The sequence below is a fragment of the Candidatus Methylomirabilota bacterium genome (assembly GCA_035709005.1).
Taxonomy (GTDB): domain Bacteria; phylum Methylomirabilota; class Methylomirabilia; order Rokubacteriales; family CSP1-6; genus 40CM-4-69-5.
Genome location: DASTFB010000023.1, coordinates 42,389 through 61,448, shown reverse-complemented (window position 1 = coordinate 61,448; position 19,060 = coordinate 42,389). Strand labels below are relative to the sequence as shown.

Here is a 19,060-nt window from a genome sequence, read left to right as displayed (position 1 = left end):
ATGGCCGGCCTGGCGCGCGTCCTGGCGCCCCTCGCCGGTCTCGTGCTCGCGCTCGGGCTGCTCCCGGCCACGCGCGGGCTCGGCGATCTCGCGCGTGAGGGGCAGCTGGGTCCGGACTTCTGGCCGCGGCTGGTGCTGGTCGGGCTGGCCGCGGTATGCGCGGTGCGCGTGGCCTCCCTGTGGCGTGGCGCCTCGGGGGATCGCGCGGCCTCGTCCCGCGCCGCGCCGCTGGCCCGGCGGCGCCTGGCGCTGGCGATCGGCTTGATCCTGCTCTACGTGCTCGCGACTCCGCTCGTCGGCTTTCCCCTGGCCACCGGAGGCTTCATCGCCGCGTTCGCGGTCGGGGCCGGCGCGCGACGACCGGCGGGCGTGGCGGCGGCCGCGGTCGGCGGGACCCTCGGCGTGCTCTATCTCTTCGTCAAGGTCGTGTACCTGCCCCTGCCCAAGGGCGACGGCCCCTTCGAGGCCGTGACCTTGTCGCTCTACCGCCTGCTCGGGATCTTCTGACGTGGCCGACGCGCTGGCCAACCTCGGCGTGGGCCTCCTCAACGTTTTCGAGCCCGGGAACTTCCTCATGGTGGTGCTGGGCCTGGCCATCGGGGTGCTCGCCGGCGTGCTGCCCGGCATCACCATGCTCAACTCGATCGTGCTGGTGCTGCCGTTCACTTATTTGATGGGCATCGTGCCCGCTCTGCTGCTGATGATCGGGATTTACTGCGGCGGGGTCTTCGGGGGGTCGATCACGGCGATCCTCTTCAACATCCCCGGTGACCCCATGAACGTGCCCACGGCGTGGGAGGGCTACCGGCTCAACCGCAAGGGCCAGGCTCGATACGCGCTGGGCCTGGCCATCATGGCCTCGGCGCTGGGCGGGCTGGCCAGCGCGCTCTGCCTGGCCTTCTTCGCTCCGCCCTTCGCCCGGTTCGCGCTGACCTTCTCCACGGTGGAGTTCTTCTCCGTGGTCGTCTTCGGGCTGGCCAGCGTCTCGGTGCTCGGGCACGGCTCGGTCACGGGAGCGCTCATCTCGCTCCTGGCCGGGATGTTCCTGGGCACGGTGGGGACCGAGGCTCAGTACGGCGTCGAGCGCTTCACCTTCGGCGTGCCGTTCCTCCGCACGGGCGTGGATTTCGTCACCGTGCTCATCGGACTCTTCGCCATCGGCGAGATCCTCGATCAGCTCACCGGCCCCCCGCCGCAGAGCGTGCCATTCACGCAGGCGCGGTCGATTCCCCGACTGCCGCTCCTGGATCTGTGGCCCCTGCGGGGACCGCTCGTGCGGGGTACGGTCGTGGGCATCGCGGTGGGGGGACTGGCCGGCGCCGGCGCGACCGTGTCCTCCTTCGTGGCCTACGGCCTGGAAAAACAGATGGCCCGGGAGCCAGAGCAGTTCGGCACCGGCCACGCCGGCGGGCTGGTGGCCGCCGAGAGCGCCAACAACGGCTCCACGGGCGGCGCCATGATCCACCTGCTGACCCTCGGCATTCCCGGCAGCGCGGCCACCGCCGTGATGATGGGTGTGTTCCTCATCCACGGCATCCAGCCCGGGCCGCTCCTCTTCGCGCAGCAGCCGGAGCAGGTCTACACGCTGTTCGCCGGCATGATCCTGGCCAACGTGCTCATGATCGGGCTGGGCTTCCTGGCCGCGATGGGCTTCGCCGCGCTGATGCGGGTGCCGGCCTTCCTGCTCAACACGGCGATCGTGGTGTTCTGCTTCATCGGGGCCTTCGCGCTGCGCAACGACATGGCCGACGTCTGGCTCACGATGCTGTTCGGCGTGCTGGGCTTCGTGATGCGCCGCTGGGATCTGCCGGTGCCGCCCATGGTCATGGGCATCATCCTGGGCCCGATGGCCGAGCAGTACTTCCTCACCTCGATGGTGTCGCACGGCAACGACCTTTCGGTGTTCGTCACGCGTCCAGTGAGCGCGGTGGCCCTGGGCCTGGCGGCCGCGGCCGTCGCCTGGGCGGTGTGGCGGAACATGAAGCCCGCCACCGCCGGGATTACTCGATGAGGCGATTCGCCCGTAGCAGGATGCTCGGCGGGATCGCGAGACCGAGCCTTCGCGCAGTCTTCGTGTTGATGGTCAGCTCGAAGTGCGTGGCCTGTTCGACCGGGACATCGGCGGGGCGGGCGCCTTTGAGGATCCGGTCCACCAGCCGGGCGGCGTGGCGACCTAGCTCGTACAGGTTCGCCGCGTAGCTGGCGAGGCCGCCCTGCTCGACGTGGAACGAGGCGTGGAGCATCGTCGGGAGGGCCTGCCTCAGCCCGGCTTCGATGATGAAGCCCGGGATGTTCAGCGAGAGGAAGCGAGGCGAAAGGATCCCGTCAACCTCGGATTTTCTCGCGCTGCCGAGCGCTGCCCGGGCTTCGGCTTGCGTGCGCACCGGCCGCTCGACCAGCCTCAGTCTCAATCGCCGTGCCGCCTCTCGATACCGGTCCAGCTGGGACACGGCGTAGGTGTCCCCGGCGTCGTAGACGAAGAGGACGCGGTTCAGCCCCGGGACGAGGTCTCGGAAGATCTCCAGCCGTTTGGGCGCGAGTTCGACGTCGAGATCAGCTACCCCCGTCACGTTGCCACCCGGCCGGGCAAAGCTCTGCACCAGTCCGGTGCCCACCGGATCGCTCCCGCTGATGAATACAATGGGGATGCGATTGCTCGCCCGCTGGAGCGCCGTCGCCTCGTTCGCGCCGCCGCCCCCACTGACCAGGATGTCGGCCCCTCGCTCGACGAGCTGGCGCGCCGCGCGCGGCAGCGCCTCGGCGTTGCCCTCGGTGAAGCGGACACCGATCACGAAGTGCTCGTTCTCCCGATAGCCGAACTCGACCAGGCCGTCCCGCAGGCCCACGATCGCCGGCGTGGGGCCCCAGGACTCGGTCAAGGCTCCAATCAGGATCGGCTTCGCCACCTGCGCGGCCGCCGGCCCGGGCACCACTCCCCCGGCGATCAGGATGAGCGCGAGGCCGAATACCCGACAGACGGGGGGCCCGGCCATCACTCCCTGGCGACTGCCCGCGCCGTTTCCAGAATCGCCTCGGTCGGGAATACGTCCGTGACCGTGCCGAGCCATCGGCCTCGGATGACGCCGTTCTTGTCGATGAGGAAGAAGGCGCGCTGCGCGGTCGTGCTCGACCATTGCTTGTTGAGGCCCGCGTAGCTCTTGATCGTGGTGAGATGCGGAAAGTCGCTCAGCAGCGGGTAGGGAAGCTGGAGCGAGTCGGCGAACGTTTTCTGCGAGAATGGGTTGTTGGAGCTGATCCCCAGGATCTGGACGTTCAGCGCTTCGAATTTGCCGTAGTCGGCCTTCCTGGCCGACAAGTTTGCCGCTCACACAGGATTGAAGTCGGCGCCGTAGAACTCCAGCAGGACGATCTTCTTGCCACGGAACTGGCTCAAGCTGATCTTGTCTCCCGTTGTCGCCGGGAGCGTGAAATCGGGCGCCCGGTCGCCGACCCCGGGCTCCGCCACCGCCGGCCCGGGGCTGATCGCGCTTCCGACGCTGAAAAGGACGGCGCTCATCACGGCAACGACCGTCGACGTCCGTACCAGCCTTGGACTCATCGGTCCCCCTCATCGCTCCGGATCGTTCCGTCGTGACTGCTGGGACAAGCTGCAGGTCAACACTATGAACTCGAGGGGTGATAGCGTGGTTTCCGCCCTCGCCCCTACGCATGAGGCTGCCGCGATGGACGACGGCCACGATACTGTTTCGGGGAAAGCGGGTCAAGCTGCGGCCACGCCCATGGGGCTGCCGAGCGCGGCTGTGATTTCAACACCCTGCCACTGTCCCGGCTGGTACACTCACATCCCTCTGATTAGGATGCTCTCTGCCAGTCGATGGCTGGTAAACGGCCCCATTCGGAAACCCTCTGAGAAAGGAGACCACCATGGCGAGATGGACGCCCGACCCCTCCTTCTATCCCTCTCCGCGCCTGGCCGCACAGGCGCCCCCGGAAAAGCTCGCCTACGTGGCCGAGTTCGACCCCGAACGGGCCCGGCCGGATCGCATCGCCGTCGTGGACGTCGATCCGGGCTCCAAGGGCTACGGGCAGATCGTCGGCCGGACGCCCATGCCCAACGCCGGCGATGAGCTCCACCACTTCGGTTGGAACGCCTGCAGCTCGTGCCTCTGTCCGAACGCCCCGCACCCCCACGTCGAGCGCAGATACCTGATCGTCCCGGGGCTGCGGTCCTCGAACATCCACGTCCTCGACACTCAGCCCGATCCCCGGCACCCCAAGGTGATTCGGACGATCGGTGCCCGCGAACTGGCAGAGCGCGCGGGCTACTCCCGTCCTCACACGGTGCACTGCGGGCCGGATGGCATCTACGTCACGGCCCTGGGCAATGCCGAGGGCAAGGGGCCGGGCGGCGTCTTCGTCATGGACCACGAGACGTTCGACGTGCGGGGACGCTGGGAGCTCGACCGGGGCCCCCAGCAGTTCGCCTACGACATGTGGTGGCATCTCGGTCACGACGTCATGGTGACGAGCGAGTGGGGCACGCCCGACATGTTCGAGAACGGGCTCGTCCCCGAACTGCTGCTCGGCAGCAAGTACGGGCGGCGGCTGCACTTCTGGGACCTGCACAAGCGCAAGCACATCCAGGAGATCGACTTCGGGCCGGACTATCAGCTGGTGTTCGAGCTGCGCCCCGCTCACGATCCGACCAAGACCTACGGGTTCGTCAACTGCGTCGTGTGCCTCAAAGACCTCTCGTCCTCGATCTGGGTGTGGTACCGCGAGGGTGACCGCTTCGCCGTGAAGAAGGTGATCGACATCCCGGCCGAGCCGACCGACCCGGAGCGGCTGCCGCCGGCGATCCAGGCCTTCAAGGCCTGCCCGCCGCTCGTGACCGACATCGACCTCTCCGTCGACGACCGCTATCTCTACGTGTCCTGCTGGGGCACGGGCGATCTGCAGCAGTACGACGTCTCGGATCCCTTCAAGCCGAAGCTGACGGGCACGGTACGGATCGGAGGCATCGTGGCCCGCGCCGCGCACCCCGCTGGCCAGGGGCCGCTCAACGGCGGGCCGCAGATGGTGGAGATCAGCCGCGATGGCCGGCGGATCTACTTCACGAATTCGCTCTACGGCGCGGTGGACCCTCAGTTCTACCCTGACGGCGTGCAGGGATGGATGGTCCGCGTCGACGCCAGGCCGGGCGGGGGCATCGAGCTCGCCAAGGACTTTTTCATTCCGTGGCCCGACGGCTACCGCCCGCATCAGGTGCGTTTGCAGGGCGGCGACGCGTCCTCGGACTCCTACTGCTATCCGTGAGGCACGGCCAGCGGGCTGATCGTTGACGTGGCCGTGGCTAGCCCTGGCGGGGCTGGGCGCCTTTCATGGCGTCAACCCCGCCATGGGCTGGCTGTTCGCGGTCGCCCTCGGCCTGCATCGCGGCAGCCGGCGCGTGGTCCTGACATCACTGATTCCCATCGCGCTGGGGCACGCGCTGGCCATCGCCGTGGTGGCCATCGCCGTGGTGGCGCTCGGCCTGGTCGTCGATCAGCGGGCCCTCCGGCTCGCCGCCGGGCTCGTCCTCATCGGGTGGGCGGCCTATCACTACCTGTACGGCTCGCGCCATCGCGTCCGGTTCGGCATGCGCACGGGCATGGCCGGGCTCGGCCTGTGGTCGTTCCTGATGGCCAGCGCGCACGGAGCGGGACTGATGCTGGTGCCGCTCCTGGCTCCCCTGAGCTCGGCCGGGCACGAGCACGGTCACCCGTCGCCCGGCGCCTCGCTCGCAATCTCGCTCGCCGCGGTCGGCGTGCACACGCTGGCGATGCTGGTGACGACCGGCGTGATCGCGATCGTCGTCTACGAGTGGGTCGGGCTCGCCTTCTTGCGGCGCGGGTGGGTCAATCTCGACCTCCTGTGGACAGCCTCCCTGGCCGTAACGGGAGCTATTCTCTTGCTCGTCCGGAGCTAGGGCGCCAGGTCACGTATGCTCTGGACCACGGGCGCGCTTTGCAGGCTCACGCGCAGCGCCGGATCGGCGAGCCCGGCCAGCACGCCGTCGATCACCTCCCGGGCGGCCGCGCCGGCGAGCCGGGCGGCGTCGGGCCGACCGCGCTCGAGCTCGAGCCCGGCCAGGGCGGCCAGCGTCAGCCAGCGCTGGGGCGGATTGCCGATCTGCTCGGCCAGGGCCAGCGCTCGGCGCAGCGCCTGCTCGGCGTCGTCCCAGCGGCGTCGGCGGCGGGCGATCTCGCCGCTCAGGCGCCAGCCCTTGACGAGGTTCTTGCGGGCGTTGCTGCGCGTGGCCAGCTCCAGGCAGCGCTCGGCGTGCTGACGGGCGCGGTCGAGGTCGCCACTGGCGAGCCACAGCTCGCCCTGGCTGGCCGCCAGGCGAATCAGGTATCGGAAGCGCATCCACTCGCTGGTATCCGGATCGGCGGCGTAGCGCTCGACACCTTCGTAGAACTCCCGGGCCAGCGGCAGGTCGCCCTTGGCGAGAAAGACATCGCCCAGGTTGATCTCGGCGTTCGGGATGGTGCCGGGGTCCTTGCGTCGGCGGCCCACCGCGGCGCTCTGCCGGTTGAGGTCCTCGGCCGCGTCGAGATCCCCGAGTTCCAGATGGAGCCAGCCCAGACAGTTGAGCAAACGGTGATGGATCGTCTCGTCGCCGAGCCGCTCGGCCAGCGCCAGCCCCTCGTGATACCCGCGCTGCGCCGTGCTGTAGTCCCCTCGGGCGGTGAGCGTGAGGCCGTGCAGGAACACGCCGAAGAGCAGCGGGTAGAGTAGCCCCTGGCTCCGCGCGATGTCCAGGCCCTCGCTCTGCAGTGCCGTCGCTTCCCCGTAGTTCCCCTCCCAGCTCTTGACGAGGCCGAGGGCGGCCAGCGTGAGTGACTGATGGAAGGGGTCGCCGCCGGCGCGGCTGCTGGCGAGCGCGCGAGAGAGATGGTCCCGGGCTTGGTCGAGCCCGCCGGTGACCGCGCGGACAAAGCCGGTAGCGAAGTGACTTCGGGCCAGCGCGGATTCGGCCCGCACCGACTCGCCGACCTCGATGGCCTGCTGCGCGTAGGTGGTGGCGCCGTCCAGGTCGCGCGCCCAGGTCGAGGCCCAGGCGAGCGCGGCCAGCGCCGCGGCCTGGCGGGGCCGGTCGTCGGCGGCGCGGGCCAGTTCGACCAGCCGGCTGGCCTCTACTCGCGACTGCTCGAAGTCGCTGACCACGATGTGCAGCGCCGCCTTGGCCTCGTAGATGGCCATGATGGTCGACCGATCGGCCCCGTTCAGCTGGCGCTCGGCCGCCTCCAGCGCTTGATCGTAAAGGGCGAGCGCCTCGCGGGTGGCGAAGGCCGCGGCCGCCCTGGCCGCGGCGGCCAGCAGGTACTGCAGGGCCTTCGGCCATTCCTCGGCCCGCGAGTAGTGGTGGGCCAGCAGGCCGGAGTGCTCGGGCAAGCGGTCGGCGTCGAACGCCTCGATGGCCGCGCCGATGCGGCGGTGCAGCTCCCGTTGCTCGGCCGGCTCCATCGTGGCATAGGCGACCTGGTGGGTGAGCGCGTGCTTGAACGCGTAGACGGGCTCGGGGAAGAGCGTCCTCTCGTACACGAGCTCCACGGCCGTGAGCTGCCTCAGCGCCAGGCCCACGCGCTCGGGCTCGCCGATCACGTGATCGAGCAGGCGCCGACCGAACTCGCGACCGACGATCGAGGCGAGCTGCAGCGTGCGTCGCGCCGACGGATCGAGGCGGCCGATGCGGGCCAGGATGACGTCCTGAACGGTGTCGGGAACGACGACCTCGTCCAGACCCCGGGCCAGCGCGACCCGCCCGCCTTCGCGCCGCAGGGCGCCCGTCTCCAGCAGCGACCGGACCAGCTCCTCGACGAAGAATGGGTTGCCATCGGCCTTGCTGGCGATGGCTGACTCCAGCTCGCCTGGCAGCTCGTCGGCCCCTAACGTGGCGCGGGCGACGTGCACGCTGTCGGCCGTCGACAGCGCGGCGAGCGCCAGCCGCGTGTGGACCGTGCGATCGCCGAGTGGCAGCGCGTGACCGGCACGACAGGTGAGGATCAGGAACAGGCGCTTGCCGGCGATCCGATCGGCCAGGGCGGCGATCCACATTCCCGTGGCCGGGTCCATCCAGTGGGCATCCTCGAGAACCAGAACCTGCAAGCGTCGCTCGGCCGCCCGCTCCAGGACGCGGTGGCAAGCCATGACGATCTCGGCGTGCCGGAGCTTGGCGTCCATCGCCGGGACGGTGGGATCACCCGGATCCAGCGACAACAGGTAGCGCAGGAATGGCAGCGTGGGGCGCAGATCCTCACCCAGCTTCAGGATTCGCGGCTCGAGCTTCTCGATGATCACGGCCTCGGGATCGGCGTCGTCGATGCGGTAGGTCCGCCGCAGCATCTCGATCACGGGGTGAAACGGCATCGACCCGCCGAAGGCCAGGGCGTGACCTTCGGCCCACGTGCAGTCGCCGGCCAGCCGGCGGCGGAGCTCGGCCAGCAGGCGAGACTTGCCGATGCCGGGCTCGCCGACGACCACGACGACCTGACCCTGGCCCGCCTGCGCCTGCTCGAACCGCTCGGTGAGCAGGGTGAGCTCGCGGTCCCGTCCGACGAAGGCCGTCACGGCCGGGTCCCGTTGCCCGGTCAGCCGGAACGCGTCCCCCGTCGGCAGCGGCATCAGGTTGAAGGCGCGCTCGAGGAAACCGGCGGCCGGGCGGCTCGTCACGATATCGCCGCTGCCCGCACGCTCGAGCAACGCCGCGAGGATGGTCCAGCCGGCGTGACGTCCATCGGGATCGATCTCGGCGGTGTCGCCGCGCCGGGTGATCGGAAGCTGCTGGGTGTGGAGGGCGACCTTCAGGTCGGGCCGCCCCTCGTCATCGCTCCGGGCCCGTGCGGCCAGGGCCCGGATGGCCATGGCGGCTAGGGCCGCGCGTCGGGGGGAATCCTCGACCGGCTCCAGCCCGAACGCGGCGACCATCGCCGTCGGCGTCAGCTCCTGGATGACGCCTCCGAATCCTTGGACTTTCTCCCGCACCGCCTCGACGGCGCGCTTGGTGTCGGAAGGCCCGGCGTCCGCACGAATAGGGATGAGTCGGGCCTGCAGCATCGTGACGCGGGCCTGCCATTGCCGGGGGGCCGGCGCGGGGGGCGGCGGAGACCCGCCGGTTCGGGGGGTGCGGGGCGGGCGCCCGCCGCGCCGCCGGTCCGGCGGGCTGTCGGCGGCCAGGCCGTGACGCTCCAGCCGGTAGCGCAGCGTATTGCGCGGCATGCCGAGCCGCTCGGCCGCGCGCGAGATGTTCCAGCCGGTGGCCTGGAGAACCTTCAGGAGGCGAGTGTGCTCGTCCGCGTCCTCGACGGCGTCGGGATCGGCCTCGGGCGCCCCGGCCGTCGGCTGGCTGGCGGGCCGCGCGGTCAGCCCGAAATGGCTGGCCTCCAGCGCCCGGGCGTCGGTGAGCAGGGCGGCCCGCTCCATCACGTTGGCGAGCTCCCGGACATTGCCCGGCCACGCGAAGGCCAGGAGCGCGGCCCGAGCGTCCTCGGTCAGCGTCTTCGGCGCGAGGCCATAGTCGTCGCAGGCTCGGGCCAGGAAGCGCTCGGCCAGTTTCACGACGTCGCGGCCGCGCTCGCGCAGCGGCGGTAGCTGCAGCGTCACGACGGCCAGGCGGTGGTAGAGGTCTTCCCGGAACCGGCGTGTCCGCACGGCGGCCGCCAGGTCCTCGCTCGTCGCCGCCACGATCCACACATCGAGCGGCTCGCTGCGGGTGCTGCCGAGCCGACGGACCGAGCGCTCTTCGATCACCCGCAGCAGCTTGGACTGCAGGCCGAGTGGCAGCAGCCCGATTTCGTCGAGGAAGATGATGCCGCCGGAGGCGGCCTGGAACAGTCCCGGCTTGGCCTGGCGCGCGTCGGTGAAGGCCCCGCGCTCGTAGCCGAACAGCTCGGCTTCGAGCAGCGTGTCGGGGATGGCGGCGCAGTTCACGTCGACGAAGGGCCCGCCCGCGCGCGGGCCGGCGCGATGGATGGCCGCAGCGAGGAGCCCTTTGCCGGTGCCTGTCTCGCCGAGGATCAGGATGGGCGGCGGCCGTCGCACGGGACCGCTGGGGCGGCGTAGCACCCGCGCGACCTGTTCGCGCACGGCGACCAGGGCGGGGCTATCGCCGAGGAGCTCGGCCAGCGCTGGCATCGACAGCCGGTATGGTACCTCGACGCCGTCGGGCTCGCCGGAAAACTGACGAAACCGACGAATCGGGCGAAGTGCCGTGTGGTCTATCTCGGGCTGCCTGGGGTTAACTCCGCGCCCTTACAGCGCATCTGGACGTGGCACTCCGGCTGCACCAGCGCTCGTCGACTCGCGGGCGCCGGCAAGTGGGCCGTCGCTCGCCGCAGGCGAACCGACCGATCGACGAGGAGGGAAGAGCGATGAAACCGAGCCCCGCAGTCAGGTGGATCGTCCTGGTCGCGCTGTTGACAGCGCTGGCGCCGGCAGCCGCGCGCGCCGACGAGCCGTGCCAGTCGCCCTATGTGCAGAAGATCACCGGCGAGGAGGAATTCGTCTACGTGTGGACCCTCGGCGTGGAAGGGATGGGCGACGGCTCCGACAAGCTGGTCACCATCGACGTCCGCCGCGGCTCGTCCACGTACGGCCAGGTGATCCACTCGGTCTCCGTGGGCGGGCGCCACGAGGCCCACCACGGCGGATTCACCGACGACCGGCGCTACTTCTGGGCGGGCGGCCTCGATACCAGCAAGATCTTCATCTTCGACGTGGCGACCGATCCGGCCCGGCCTCGGCTGCACAAGACCATCGACGACTTCGTCCGCGCCTCCGGCGGCGTGGTAGGACCGCATACCTTCTACGCGCTGCCCGGGCGGATGATGATCGCCGCCCTGTCCAACAACCGCGACCACGGCGGGCACACCGCGCTCGTCGAGTACTCGAACGAGGGCAAGTACGTGGCGACCCACTGGATGCCGCTGGCCACCACGGCCAACGGGGCCAGGATCGAGAAGGTGGCCGACGGCTACGGCTATGACATCCGCGTCCTGCCGCGCAAGAATGTGATGCTGACCTCGTCCTTCACCGGCTGGTCCAACTACATGATGGACTTCGGCCAGATGCTGAAGGACCCCGAGGCCATGAAGCGCTTCGGGCAGACCGTGGTGGTCTGGGATTTCCACGCTCGCAAGCCCCGTACGGTGCTGCACGTGCCCGGCTCGCCGCTGGAGATCCGGTTCGCCACGCAGCCGGGCCACAACTACGCCTTCACCACCACGGCGCTGACCTCGAAGATCTGGCTCATCCACGAGGACGCCAGAGGGGAATGGCAGGCCAAGCCCGTCGCCGACATCGGCGACCCCGCCACGATCCCGCTGCCGGTGGCCATCACCCTCAGCGCCGACGATCGCACGCTGTGGGTCGATTCCTTCATGGACGGCACCGTCCGCGCCTTCGACGTGAGCGACCCGCACCGGCCGAGGGAGATCTACAGCAAGCGGATCGGCTCGCAGATCAACATGGTGTCGCAGAGCTGGGACGGCAAGCGGCTCTACTTCACCAGCTCGGTGCTGGCCCGCTGGGACAAGAAGGCCGAGGCCGACGAGCAGTTCTTCAAGGCCTACACCTGGGACGGCAAGGCCCTGGAGGAACGCTTCGCCCTGGACTTCGCCAAGCTCGGGCTGGGCCGGGCGCACGTCATGCGCTTCGGAAGCACCAGCCTCTACCGGTAATGACGGCATGTCGGGGCGGCGCCAACGCCGGCGCCGCCCCTGGAGGACGAACGATGATTCGGACCGCGAGGCTTCTGACGGCGACGATGGTGGCCCTTGCCGCGGTAGCCGGCGCGGCGTGGGCCCACGGGTCGGGCTCGACCGCGGCGGACCTGGGCTTCCCGCGCTTCGACTACGAGCCGCCGCGCCCCGGCACTTACGCGCTGCCCGCGATCAAGCCGGCCGCCGACGCTCATGTCGTCGACGCGGCCGGGGCTCCGCGCCGCCTGCACGGGCTCATGGGCGATCGGATCGTCGTGGTGAGCTTCATCTCTACCCGCTGCGTCGACCCCCAGGGGTGCCCGCTCGCCACGGCGGTGCTCCATCAGATTCGGGCGGCGGCCGGCCGGGATCCCGTGCTGGCACGCCGGCTCCGGCTGGTCACGGTCAGCTTCGATCTGCGCAACGACAGCCCCGCCGCGCTGGGCCGGTACGCCGGCGCGGCCCGGCAGGAGTCGAGGGGGACGAGCCCGTGGGATTTCGTGGTGCCCACGTCCGAGCGCGAGCTGACCTCGCTCCTCGAGGCGTACGGGCAGCCGGTCGGGCTCGGCGACCGGACGGCGCCGCCGACCCATCTGCTGCGCGTCTACCTGATCGACGCCGGGCGCCGGATTCGCAACGTCTACGGGCTCGACTTCCTCGACGCTCGCCTGCTCCTGGCGGACGTGCGCACCCTGCTCCTGGAAGAGCAAGGCCACCGGCCATGACGACGGGGCTCACGCGGCTCGTGGCGAGGCCGCTGCTCGGCGCCCTGGCAGCGGTTCTGGCCCTCACGGCTGGCCCGCCGGCTCATGCCACCGATGGGGACGGGCGGCTGGCCGCCGCGCTGGCCCGCGTCGCGGCCCCGCCGCTCGGGTTGCCGCCGGTTCCCGTCCCCGCCGACAACCGGCCGTCGGCGGCCAAGGTCGCGCTCGGACGCAAGCTCTTCTTCGACCGCCGCCTGTCCCACAACGGGACGATGTCCTGCGCGATGTGCCACATCCCGGAGCAGGGCTTCACGAACAACGAGCTGGCTCGCGCGGTCGGCGTCGAGGGCCGCAGCCTGCGCCGCAACGCGCCCACGCTGCTGAACGTGGCCTATGTCGAGCGGCTCTTCCACGACGGGCGCGAGATCGCGCTGGAGAGTCAGGTCATCGGACCGCTGGTGGAGCGCAGCGAGATGGGCAATCCCTCCATCGGCCACGTGATCGCCCGCCTCCGGGCGCTGCCGGATTACGCTGGTCTCTTCGAGCGGGCCTTCGGCGCCGGACCCAGTCCCGACCGTATCGGCCAGGCCATCGCCAGCTACGAGCGCACGCTGCTGTCGGGACGCTCGCCGTTCGACCGCTGGTACTTCGGGGGCGAGCGCGCGGCCCTGACGCCCCGGGCCGTGGAAGGCTTCCGCCTGTTCACCGGCAAGGCCGGCTGCGTCGGCTGTCACACCATCGGGGCCCGGGACGCCCTGTTCACGAACGGCGCCTTCCACGACACCGGCATCGGCCATTACAACGCGGTCGTTCGCCCGCGCCAGCGCACGCCCGTGTCGGTGGAAGTCGCTCCCGGCGTCACCGTCGACGTGCCGCGCGAGATCGTGGACAGCGTCGGCGAGCCCGCCGCCGCCGACCTCGGGCGCCACGAGGTGACCCTCGTCCCCGCCGACGTGTGGAAATTCCGGACACCCTCGCTGCGCGACGTGGCCCTCACCGCGCCGTACATGCACGACGGCTCGCTGCGCACGCTGGCCGACGTCGTTCGCTACTACGCGCGGGGGGCCAACCCGCACCCGGGCCTCGATCCCCGGCTGGGCCCGCTCGGGCTCAGCGAGGACGAGGTCGCGGCCCTCGTGGAGTTCCTGCACGCGCTCACGGGGGACGGCACCGCCGAGCTCGTCGACGAGGCCCGAACCCCGGGCGCGCCGGACAGCTGAGCGGGCTATGATCCCGATCGGTGGAACACGCGGGGGGGCGGCGCCCGACGGACCCTGAGGCCTACGCGAGCGCGTTCCTGTTCGCGCTGGCCGCCGCCGTCGCCCTCGGCGCCCATCGGCTGGGTCTCGGCACCGTTCACGATCCCGGTCCCGGCTTCATGCCGTTCGCGACCGCGACGCTGCTGGCGGCGATGGCCCTCGGCCGACTCGTGCGCGTGGCCATCGCGCCGCCCGGGCAGGCCGGCGGCGGACCCGCCCCGACCGCCAGCCGCTGGGGCGTGGTGAGCGTCGTGCTGGCGACGCTGTTCGGTGCCGGGTTCATCCTCGAGCGGGCGGGCTTCAGCATCACGATCTTTCTCATGCTGGTGGTGCTGTTCGGCATCGTCGCCGACAAGCGCTGGTGGGTGACGCTGCTGTCCGCGGCGGTGGTGGTGACGGCGGCCCGCCTGCTCTGTCGCGCGCTCGGCGTGCCGGTGCCGGAAGGGCCGCTGGGCATCTGACGGCGCGCGCATGGACGCCCTGCTGAGCCTCGGGCTGGGGCTGCACGTCGCGCTGCAGCCGACCAATCTCCTCTTCTGCTTCGTGGGCGTGTTCGTGGGAACGCTGATCGGCGTGTTGCCGGGCATCGGGCCCGTGGGCACGATGTCCCTGCTCCTGCCCGCGACCTTCCACCTCTCCCCGGTCGGGGCCATCATCATGCTGGCCGGCATCTACTACGGCGCGCAGTACGGAGGCTCGACGACCTCGATCCTCGTCAACATCCCGGGGGAGGCCAGCGCCATCGTCACCGGTCTCGACGGCTACCAGATGGCCCGCCAGGGCCGCGCCGGGCCGGCCCTGGGCATGGCCGCGCTGGGCTCGTTCGCGGGAGGGACGGTGGGCATCGTCGGGCTGATGCTGCTGGCCTCGCCGCTGGCCGAGGCCGCCCTCAGCTTCGGGCCGCCCGAGTACTTCGCGCTCATGTGCGTGAGCCTGGTCGTGCTCACCTTTCTGTCCCAGGCCTCCATGTACAAGAGCCTCATGATGGGGCTGCTCGGCCTGCTGCTCAGCGGGGTCGGGCTCGACATGTTCACCTCGGTGCCGCGCTTCACCCTGGGGTTGAACGAGCTGACCGACGGCATCGGCCTCATCCCGCTGGTCATGGGCCTGTTCGGCATCGCCGAGATCCTGGGCAACCTCGACCAGTCGATGCGGCGGCGGATCTACGAGACGCGGCTCGGCGAGCTGCTGCCCACGGCGGCCGACTGGCTGGCCGCGAAGTGGTCGATCGTCCGCGGCACGCTGATCGGCTTCCTTCTGGGCATCCTGCCCGGCGGCGGCGCCGTCCTGTCCTCGTTCGTCTCCTACGCCGTGGAGAAGCGCGTCTCGCGGTACCCGGAGCGCTTCGGCACCGGGGTGATCGAAGGGGTGGCGGCGCCGGAGACCGCCAACAACGCCGCCGCCCAGGCCTCGTTCATCCCCCTCCTGGCGCTGGGCATCCCGCCCAACGTGGTGATGGCCGTCCTCTTCGGAGGGCTGCTCATCCACGGCATCACGCCGGGCCCCCTGCTGATCCAGCAGCACCCCGACCTCTTCTGGGGCGTGATCGCCTCGATGTTCGTGGGCAACGTCATGCTGCTCGCGCTCAATCTGCCGCTCATCGGCATGTGGGTCCGGCTCCTGCGCGTGCCCTACGACGTCCTGTTCCCGCTCATTCTGATGTTCTGCGTGGTGGGCGTGTACAGCGTGAACCATTCGCGGATGGACGTGTACCTCATGGCGTTCTTCGGGCTGGTCGGCTACCTGATGCAGAAGCTGGGCTACGCCCCGGCGCCCCTGGCGCTGGCCTACGTCCTGGGGCCGCTGTTGGAAACGGCGCTGCGCCAGTCGCTGGCGCTGTCGGGAGGCAGTTTCGCGATATTCTTCACCCGCCCCATCGCGGCCGCCTGCATGGCCGTCATGGCGGCGCTGCTCGTCGTGCAGATCCTCTCGCGGCAAAGGAGGCCAACGTGACCAGGAGGCTTTCGCACATCGTAGCGCTCGGGCTGATCGCGCTGGTGGCGGCGGCCGTCGCCGGCCTGCCCGGCGCCGGCGCCCAGGAGCCGTTTCCCACGAAGGCCATCACCATCTGGGTGGGCTTTCCGCCCGGAGGGGCCACCGACATCCTCACCCGTGCTCTCGCCGAGGGGGCCGAGAAGATCCTCGGCCAGAAGATCGTGGTCATCAACAAGCCGGGGGCGGCGGGGGCCGTAGCCACGGCCGAGCTGATCAAACTGAAGCCCGACGGGTACACGATCATCTGCAACACGGACACGCCGGTCACCCGGGCGCCGCACCTCCGGGATCTCGAATACGATCCCTTCCGCGATCTGACGTTCATCAACCGGGTCGGCACGTTCAAGATCGTCTTCGCCGTGCGAGAGGACAGCCCGCACCGGACGTGGCGCGACCTCGTGGAGTGGGCGAAGGCGCACCCCGGGCAGCTCACGTTCGGCAATCCGGGCGTCGCCACCACGCCGGCGCTGGTCATGACCCGATTCGCCGCGAAGGACGGCTTCACCTTCCGGGGCGTTCCATTCGCCGGAGACGGCCCGTCCGTCAGCGCGCTCCTCGGCGGGCACGTCGTCCTCCTGGGGGGCAGCTCGGTGGCCGTCAGCAGCTACGTCCAGGCCAAGCGGATGCGGGTCCTCCTCGTCAACGACAGGGAAGGCCTCGATTATGCGCCCGACGCGACGTCGTTCGAGAAGGCGGGGTACGACGTCGAGAGCACGACGGCGGTGATCACCTACGGGCCCAAGGGGATGCCGCGTCAGGTGGTCGAGCGGTTGGCCGACGCCTTCAACCAGGCGGCCAGGACGGAGGCGTTCGTGAGCATGGCGCGCAAGACCGAGGCCGCCGTCGGCGCGCCGCTCACCGGCCAGGCCCTGGCCGACTGGCTGCGGAAGGTCGGGGCGAACTACGGAGAGCTGATCAAGGAAGCCGGGCTGTACAAGGGGCAGAAGAAGCCCTGACCGCTACTCCTTGAGCGTCTCCATCGCCTGGCGGGCGTAGGCGGTGTCCACCAGGTCCTCGTAGCGGTGCCGGCGCTTGATGAATCCGCCGCCCAGCAGGATGTCTTGAAGGTACTCGAAGCCGGGCCGCTTGAGCACGGGATGCGCGGCCCAGGTGCCCTGAGCCAGGTAGCGCTCGACCGCGCGGCGCCGGAGATCGGCCGGGATGTCCGGGAAGTCCGGCGCGATCACCTCGGCGACCTCGGCGGCGCCGTGACGGGCGATCCAGTGCTGCGCCCGGTACAGGGCGCGGGTGAAGCGCAGCAGCAGCTCGGGCTCGCGGCGCAGCCGGTCGGCGGTCGCCATGTACGACGAGAACGGCACCGGGCCCGTCGCCTCGCCCATCGAGCTCACCACGTGAGCGGACCCGGCGGTCAGTAACGCCTCGGTGGTGGGCTGACCCGCCTCCAGGAAATCGCCCCGGCCGGCCTGGAACGCGGCGACGGCATCGTCGCCGTGCAGGTCGCGGACGAACCGGACGCGGGAGGGGTCGACCCCGTGCCGGCGCAGGACCGTGAGCATGCACTGCCAGGGCGTGGGGGCGCCCGCGAACGAGATCACCGTTCGGCCCACCAGGTCCCGCCAGGTGAAGTCCGGGCGCGCGGTCCGGCTCAGCAGGAAGAACCCGTTGCGGCTGTTGACCTCCGCGAAGTGGGGGACGAGACGGCCGCCGCGGTCGGCCAGGTCCAGGCTCCGCATGAGGCCGCTCAGCGCGAGATCGGCCGTGCCCTCGAGGAGCGCGCGAAGGGCGCTGGTACGGCCGTCGGCGACGAGTGATCGCACCTCCAGCCCCTCGGCTTCGAAGTGCCCGCCGTGGCGCGCGACGCTCTGCGGCGCATAGAAGAGTGAGTGGAAGGGTTGCGCGACCGTCACCCGCATGGGCGCCCAGTATAGATCACGCGCGTCCGCCCTGCCGGCGCGCCAGCGCGGCCCGCACCAGCGGCCAGCAGAGCGCGGCCAGGGTGAGCAGCAGAAAGCCGGCGGCGATGGGCTGGCGCACGAAGACCCCGGGGTCGCCACCGCTGAGGGTGAGGGCGAGCCGAAACTGCTCCTCGAGATCGCCGCCCAGGACGAGGCCGATGATCATCGGCACCACCGGGAAGCCGTAGCGGTTCAGGAGGTAGCCGATGGCGCCGAAGAAGAGCATGACGGCGCTGTCGAAAAAGGTGTTGCGGATGCCGTAGGCCCCGACCACGCAGAGCACGGCGATGGCCGGAATGAGCGCGCTCTGGGGCAACCGCAGCACCTGGACGATCCAGCGCACCGAGATCAGCGCGACCACCAAGGTCATGAGGTTGGCGAGGAGCAACGCCCAGAAGATGCCGTAGACGAACTCGGGATGCTCCTTGAAGAGCAGGGGCCCGGGCGCCAGCCCCTGGACGATCAGCACGCCCAGCAGGATGGCGGTGATGGGATCGCCCGGGATCCCCAGCGTCAGCATGGGGATGAGCGCCCCGCCGGTCACGCCGTTGTTGGCGGCCTCGGGCGCGGCGACGCCCTCGGCGCTGCCCCGGCCGAAAGCCTCCGGGGCACGGGAGACCCGGCGCGCCACGTCGTAGGCCAGGAACACGGCGATGGGGCCGCCCGTGCCGGGAATGGCGCCCACGCCGGTGCCGACGGCGGAGCCGACCAGCATGCTGCGGTTGAGGCCTCGGAGCTCCCGCCACGAGGGCAAGAGGCCGGTGAGCCCGGCGGTGAACCGCGGAATCACCGGACTGGCGCCCGCGCGTAGACCCTCGATCACCTGGGGGATCGCGAACAGCCCGATCAGCGCAGGGATGAAGTGGACGCCCGCCTGCAGCTCGACCTGTCCGAACGTGAAGCGCGGCGTGCCCACCATGGGGTCCTGTCCGACGCCGGTGAGGAGCAGGCCCAGCACGCCAGCGATCAGGCCCTTGACGAGCGAGTGTCCGGAGAAGGCGGCGATGAGGGTGAGGCCCAGCGTGAGCAGCGCGAACTGCTCGGCGGCCCCGAATTGCAGCGCGACACGTGCGATCAGCGGCGCCGAGAGCACGAGGCAGACCAGGCTGAAGATGCCGCCGTAGACGGACGAGATCACCGAGACGCCCAGCGCCTTGCCGGCCTGGCCGTGCAGGGCCATGCGATGGCCGTCGATCACCGTGGCCGACGCCGACGGGGTGCCCGGGATCTTGATGAGGATCGCCGAATAGGAGCCGCCCGTCATGCCGGCGGCGAAGAGGCCGAGCATGAGCGACATGGCGTGGATCGATTCCAGGCCGAAGGTGAGCGGCAGCACCAGCACCATGCCCAGCGAGATGGTGAACCCGGGCAGCGCCCCCACGACGAGTCCGAGCAGGACGCCGACGAGGCTGGCCAGCACGCTCGGCCAGGACAGGACCTGACCGAGGGCCTGCCAGATGACGCCGTCGGTCACGGTCAGCGGG

Annotated in this window: 15 protein-coding genes; 10 read left to right on the top strand and 5 right to left on the bottom strand. The window is 70.4% G+C overall.

What is annotated here, in order from left to right; all coding sequences use genetic code 11:
* Entirely contained in the window at positions 1 to 507 is a 507-nt protein-coding gene (locus VFR64_04025; GenBank protein HET9488915.1) for a tripartite tricarboxylate transporter TctB family protein, read from the top strand.
* 1 nt (position 508) lies between these two features.
* Positions 509 to 2,011: a tripartite tricarboxylate transporter permease gene (locus tag VFR64_04020; GenBank protein HET9488914.1), complete on the top strand. Its 1,503-nt coding sequence runs from the start codon at positions 509 to 511 to the stop codon at positions 2,009 to 2,011.
* On the opposite strand, the gene VFR64_04015 is transcribed toward VFR64_04020, so the two are convergent.
* Both VFR64_04015 and VFR64_04010 read right to left on the bottom strand, forming a co-directional pair.
* A complete protein-coding gene (locus VFR64_04015; protein HET9488913.1) occupies positions 2,001 to 2,993 on the bottom strand; it encodes an ABC transporter substrate-binding protein in 993 nt (330 codons plus the stop codon). The two genes, VFR64_04020 and VFR64_04015, sit on opposite strands and share 11 nt — an antisense overlap.
* A complete protein-coding gene (locus VFR64_04010; protein HET9488912.1) occupies positions 2,993 to 3,517 on the bottom strand; it encodes a redoxin domain-containing protein in 525 nt (174 codons plus the stop codon). Before VFR64_04010 ends, VFR64_04015 begins: the two co-directional genes overlap by 1 nt.
* 368 nt (positions 3,518 to 3,885) lie before the next feature.
* Between VFR64_04010 and VFR64_04005 the strand changes: the two genes are divergently transcribed.
* Positions 3,886 to 5,277 carry a selenium-binding family protein gene (locus VFR64_04005; protein HET9488911.1) on the top strand — a complete coding sequence of 464 codons (1,392 nt, stop codon included), beginning with the start codon at positions 3,886 to 3,888 and terminating at the stop codon, positions 5,275 to 5,277.
* 22 nt (positions 5,278 to 5,299) lie between these two features.
* Positions 5,300 to 5,929, top strand: a complete 630-nt coding sequence (locus tag VFR64_04000; protein ID HET9488910.1) for a hypothetical protein — start codon at positions 5,300 to 5,302, stop codon at positions 5,927 to 5,929.
* Here VFR64_04000 and VFR64_03995 read toward each other — a convergent pair.
* Entirely contained in the window at positions 5,926 to 10,137 is a 4,212-nt protein-coding gene (locus VFR64_03995) for a sigma 54-interacting transcriptional regulator (GenBank protein ID HET9488909.1), read from the bottom strand. The two genes, VFR64_04000 and VFR64_03995, sit on opposite strands and share 4 nt — an antisense overlap.
* Before the next feature lie 236 nt (positions 10,138 to 10,373).
* Here VFR64_03995 and VFR64_03990 point away from each other — a divergent pair, with 236 nt between their 5' ends.
* The 6 genes from VFR64_03990 to VFR64_03965 are packed head-to-tail and all read left to right on the top strand — an operon-like array spanning position 10,374 to position 16,616.
* Entirely contained in the window at positions 10,374 to 11,681 is a 1,308-nt protein-coding gene (locus VFR64_03990; GenBank protein ID HET9488908.1) for a selenium-binding protein SBP56-related protein, read from the top strand.
* A 53-nt stretch (positions 11,682 to 11,734) separates the two neighbouring features.
* Positions 11,735 to 12,427 (top strand): SCO family protein, encoded by a 693-nt coding sequence (locus tag VFR64_03985; GenBank protein HET9488907.1) that lies wholly within the window; start codon positions 11,735 to 11,737, stop codon positions 12,425 to 12,427.
* A complete protein-coding gene (locus VFR64_03980; GenBank protein ID HET9488906.1) occupies positions 12,424 to 13,626 on the top strand; it encodes a cytochrome c peroxidase in 1,203 nt (400 codons plus the stop codon). Before VFR64_03985 ends, VFR64_03980 begins: the two co-directional genes overlap by 4 nt.
* A 20-nt stretch (positions 13,627 to 13,646) precedes the next feature.
* Positions 13,647 to 14,126 carry a tripartite tricarboxylate transporter TctB family protein gene (locus VFR64_03975; GenBank protein ID HET9488905.1) on the top strand — a complete coding sequence of 160 codons (480 nt, stop codon included), beginning with the start codon at positions 13,647 to 13,649 and terminating at the stop codon, positions 14,124 to 14,126.
* Between the two features lie 10 nt (positions 14,127 to 14,136).
* The gene (locus VFR64_03970) at positions 14,137 to 15,618 is read left to right on the top strand and encodes a tripartite tricarboxylate transporter permease (GenBank protein ID HET9488904.1); all 1,482 of its coding nucleotides are present in this window, start codon (positions 14,137 to 14,139) and stop codon (positions 15,616 to 15,618) included.
* Positions 15,615 to 16,616 (top strand): tripartite tricarboxylate transporter substrate binding protein, encoded by a 1,002-nt coding sequence (locus VFR64_03965; protein HET9488903.1) that lies wholly within the window; start codon positions 15,615 to 15,617, stop codon positions 16,614 to 16,616. Before VFR64_03970 ends, VFR64_03965 begins: the two co-directional genes overlap by 4 nt.
* A gap of 3 nt (positions 16,617 to 16,619) precedes the next feature.
* On the opposite strand, the gene VFR64_03960 is transcribed toward VFR64_03965, so the two are convergent.
* Positions 16,620 to 17,534, bottom strand: coding sequence for an ABC transporter substrate-binding protein (locus tag VFR64_03960; GenBank protein HET9488902.1), 915 nt, complete (start codon positions 17,532 to 17,534; stop codon positions 16,620 to 16,622).
* A 16-nt stretch (positions 17,535 to 17,550) separates the two neighbouring features.
* A complete protein-coding gene (locus tag VFR64_03955; GenBank protein ID HET9488901.1) occupies positions 17,551 to 19,050 on the bottom strand; it encodes a tripartite tricarboxylate transporter permease in 1,500 nt (499 codons plus the stop codon).
* Positions 19,051 to 19,060: the final 10 nt, after the last annotated feature.